The organism is Vibrio sp. 2132-1 (genome assembly GCF_033344315.1).
Window position 1 is genome coordinate 1 of sequence record NZ_JAWPON010000214.1, and the last position, 814, is coordinate 814.

An 814-nucleotide genomic window follows, 5' to 3' on the forward strand; every position below is an offset into this window, starting at 1 on the left:
CGCGTCGTCTGCCGCTTGAGCAAGATTTTGGTATCCGCACCACCAGCGACAACATGCTGGCCGCGTCCGAGGCCGATGTGGTGGTTCTGTCTGTGAAACCACAAATGATGGCGGATGTTTGTAAACCTCTGCAATCTATCGACTTTAGCAACAAGCTCGTGATTTCTATTGCGGCAGGCATCAATTGTTCACGTTTGGATGAGATGCTAGCGACAAAATTGAATTTGGTTCGCGTCATGCCAAACACTCCATCTCAGTTGGGTTTGGGCATGAGTGGCTTATTCGCTCCAGAACATGTCAAAGAACAAGACAGAGCCTTTGCCGCAGAACTGATGCAGGCGGTTGGTAAAGTTTGCTGGGTGGAACAAGAATCAGGCATCAACAATGTGATTGCAGCAGCAGGCAGCGCTCCGGCATACTTCTTCCTGTTTATGGAAGCGATGCAAGCTGAAGCGATAGCTCAAGGTTTTGATAAAGAAACGGCTCGTTTGTTGGTTCAACAAGCAGCGCTGGGTGCGGCAAGTATGGTGGTGAGCAATCCAGACACCGAACTGTCGACACTGCGTGAAAACGTGACTTCGAAAGGCGGCACAACCGCCGAAGCACTTCGTACATTCAACGAACATCAGTTAACGGACATCGTTGCAAAAGCCATGCAAGCTGCGGTTGCTCGCGCAGAAGAAATGGAAAAACTGTTTTAATTATCTGGATGATTCTCAAGAAACATCATCCACTACTTGTTAAGGGTACCTTATGAATTCAATGAGTTTTCTCATCTCAACCCTATTTGACCTGTATATCATGGTCGTGATTT

Annotated in this window: 1 protein-coding gene and 1 pseudogene; both read left to right on the forward strand. The window is 47.7% G+C overall.

The genetic code is table 11. The annotated features are described in order from the left end of the window. The coding region (gene proC, locus R8N47_RS24505; RefSeq protein WP_318186015.1) for a pyrroline-5-carboxylate reductase at positions 1-701 on the forward strand (701 nt) is incomplete at its 5' end. A 52-nt stretch (positions 702-753) separates the two neighbouring features. Then, a pseudogene (locus tag R8N47_RS24510) lies at positions 754-814 on the forward strand (YggT family protein); the annotation flags it as partial.